3 protein-coding genes are annotated in these 3,173 nt (G+C 56.9%); all 3 read right to left on the reverse strand.

Translation table 11 applies throughout. The features are described from left to right. Window positions 1-927 (reverse strand): hypothetical protein (locus ACRESD_RS08010; protein ID WP_431750430.1); only part of this gene is annotated, 927 nt, incomplete at its 3' end. 108 nt (window positions 928-1,035) lie between these two features. Then, window positions 1,036-1,719: a pentapeptide repeat-containing protein gene (locus ACRESD_RS08015; protein ID WP_431750431.1), complete on the reverse strand. Its 684-nt coding sequence runs from the start codon at window positions 1,717-1,719 to the stop codon at window positions 1,036-1,038. 105 nt (window positions 1,720-1,824) lie between these two features. Continuing rightward, the coding region (locus ACRESD_RS08020; protein WP_431750432.1) for an amino acid permease at window positions 1,825-3,173 on the reverse strand (1,349 nt) is incomplete at its 5' end.

Raw genomic sequence — 3,173 nt, forward strand, 5'->3', positions numbered from 1 at the left:
CAAATGGAACACCAACCCCATCAAGGCTTCCCGACCGCTTTTTTCATCCATCCCACTTGGCCACATTGATTGGCTTTGTGACTGGGCCGCATGCCGAATGGTCGAGGCGACATCCGATGCGCCACCCGAAGTACCCAACATGACGGGCACGCCAAGCTCATCGCGCACCTTAGTGCCCAGATCGTTGCGCAAATCCGTGCCATGAAGGCTGGTGAAATGATGGGTCTTCACACCATCCACAACCCGGTTCGACCCCACGCGATGCTTAACGGTGTAAGTCTCGACGTCACTGAGCATCGGGTCATGCTCTTTGAGTGCCTCGGCAATCGCCTTGATGCCAAATGCCATTTCTGCACCTTGCTGCGCATGCTCACGGGTCAATGGTCCCTGCTCACCGCGAACCAGCATGGCGTGCAGATTTTTCATGCCCAAGTACAGACCCCCCTTGCCCTCGCCCGCCAATAGAACATTGCCGGGATCATTGCTCGGCGCCAGCAATTCCTTGTGCAGCGCTTCGCGGAACGCAGGATCACTTTTTGAATGAGTCCATAGGCCGCGAACAAGGTGTGCCATATGCGATGACAGTTGTGATGCCGGAGAGTCGTCGCGTTGTAGATCCTTCTCAACGCCCATGCCAATGGCCATCTCGGACTCTATATGTTTGAAAAAATTCTTGGCCCGGCGCTCAAGGCTGCCTTTGTTCTCATAGTTGGAGTTTTGCAACGTATCTTTGACGAAAGCGTTGACCAAGAAATCCTTTTCAGAGGGAGAATAATTTTTCCCCGCTATGGAGACTCCGGTGTGCGGGGTGATTGCCAAGTTCTCCTGGTCTGCATGCTTCATAGGGTCACGGCCGGTATCAAAAGCCGGAGCGAGCTCAAAGGGCAGGTTGAAAGGTTGCCTGCTGGTAGACGTCAGATCGCGCATACGTAGCCTCGTATATTCAGACATGGTTAAAAACCGATATCTAAATTATTGGGAGGTCACCACATAGAGTTCCCGGCAAGGGGATGTCGACTGTAACAAGTCGCGTAATCAGGCAACGGACAAGCCCAACTCGGACAGCAGCATTGACGCTTGGGTTTTGGAAATCACGGCGCCCTTGAACAATTTGGCATCATTGAGGCGAAACCCACTCAAATCTGCACCGCGCAGGTCCGCCCCGGCAAAATTGGCGCCGTTGATACGAGCATGTGCGAGGCTGCAATCAATCAATTCAGCTTTGCGGAAGTCGGCGTCCGACAAGTCACTGTCGGAGAAATCAAGGTTATTGAGCACGGTGCGGGCAAACGACAAGCCGGACAAAAACGCGCTGTTCAATAAGGTTTCACTGAAGTTCAACCCCAGGGAGGCACAGTGGGTAAAGTTAGCGCCGGTCAGCTTGCAATGTTCAAAACTTGCCTGGGACAATTTGCTGCGCTGCCAACGGGTGTTATTCAGGTCACAACTGCTGAACTGCGCCTCCAACAGGTTCGCCGCCTCGAAGACGGCTTGGCCGGCACGGCAACTCTTCCATCGCGTGCCTTCCAGGCGCGAGCCGAGGAAAGACACCTGCGCCAGGATGCAACGTTCGAACACCCAATGGTCCAGAACCATTCGCGACAGATCAGCTCCGCTCAAGTCGACGCCTATCAGGCGTAACGGCCCATTGTGCCGGTCGATCAGGTCTTGCAGTTCATCACGCTGCAAACTGCCGCCATCGATATCGGTGTGCTGCATGGGACCTCCAGCCAAGTTACAGATTGAAACGAGGCGCGAGTCTAACCCGTCAACGCCCACAAAAAACCCGGCACAGCGCCGGGTTTTCTGATTTCGGGAAGCGTCCTACTTCAAAACCGTCCCCACTGTGTTCAAGGTCGCTTGCGCCCTGCGTTTGTTCTTGAACCAGTAACACACCGCCATAAACGCCACCCATACCGGAATCGCATACACCGAGACCTGGATGCCCGGAATCATCAGCATGATCACCAGGATAAACGCCACGAACGCCAGGCAGATGTAGTTGCCGTACGGATACCACAGCGCCTTGAACAACGGCACCTGGCCGGTGCGGTTCATGTGCTGGCGGAACTTGAAGTGGGAATAGCTGATCATCGCCCAGTTGATCACCAATGTGGCCACCACCAGCGACATCAACAGCTCCAAGGCATGCTGCGGGATCAGGTAGTTCATCAGTACAGCGACCAAGGTGATCGCCGCCGAGGCAAGGATCGAACGCACCGGCACACCGCGCTTGTCGATTTTCGCCAAGGCCCGTGGCGCATCGCCCTGCTCGGCCATGCCCAGCAGCATCCGGCTGTTGCAGTAGGTGCCGCTGTTGTACACCGACAGTGCTGCGGTCAACACCACGAAGTTGAGGATATGCGCAGCGGTGTTGCTACCCAGCATCGAGAACACCTGCACGAACGGGCTGCCGCTGTAGGCATCGCCTGAGGCATTGAGGGTCGCCAGCAGGCTGTCCCACGGTGTCAGCGACAACAGCACCACCAGGGCGCCGATGTAGAAAATCAGGATGCGGTAGATCACCTGATTGATCGCCTTGGGGATCACGGTACGTGGCTGGTCGGCTTCGGCGGCGGTAAAACCGAGCATTTCCAGCCCGCCGAAGGAGAACATGATGATCGCCATGGCCATCACCAGACCGCTGACACCGTTGGGGAAAAAGCCGCCGTGATCCCACAGGTTGCTGACCGAGGCCTGTGGGCCGCCGCTGCCGCTGACCAGCAGGTAGCTGCCCAGGGCGATCATGCCGACGATGGCCACGACCTTGATGATGGCGAACCAAAACTCGGCTTCGCCAAAGACTTTGACGTTAGCCAGGTTGATCAAGTTGATCAGCACGAAGAACGCCGCCGCCGAGACCCAGGTCGGGATCTCCGGCCACCAGTAGTGCACATATTTGCCCACAGCCGTCAGCTCGGACATGCCCACCAGAATGTACAAGATCCAGCAGTTCCAGCCCGACAGGAAGCCGGCGAAACCGCCCCAGTACTTGTGGGCAAAGTGGCTGAAGGAACCGGCGACCGGCTCTTCGACGATCATTTCGCCGAGCTGGCGCATGATCATGAAGGCGATGAAGCCGCAAATGGCATAGCCCAGGATCTTCGACGGGCCGGCGGATTTGAGCACCCCGGCCGAGCCCAGGAACAGGCCGGTGCCGATGGCGCCGCCGA

The organism is Pseudomonas sp., from assembly GCF_050739995.1.
GTDB lineage: Bacteria > Pseudomonadota > Gammaproteobacteria > Pseudomonadales > Pseudomonadaceae > Aquipseudomonas.

Bases quoted from the DNA above. Each gene is read 5' to 3' on its own strand.
- ACRESD_RS08015 (WP_431750431.1), bottom strand. From the start codon at position 1,719: ATGCAGCACACCGATATCGATGGCGGCAGTTTGCAGCGTGATGAACTG.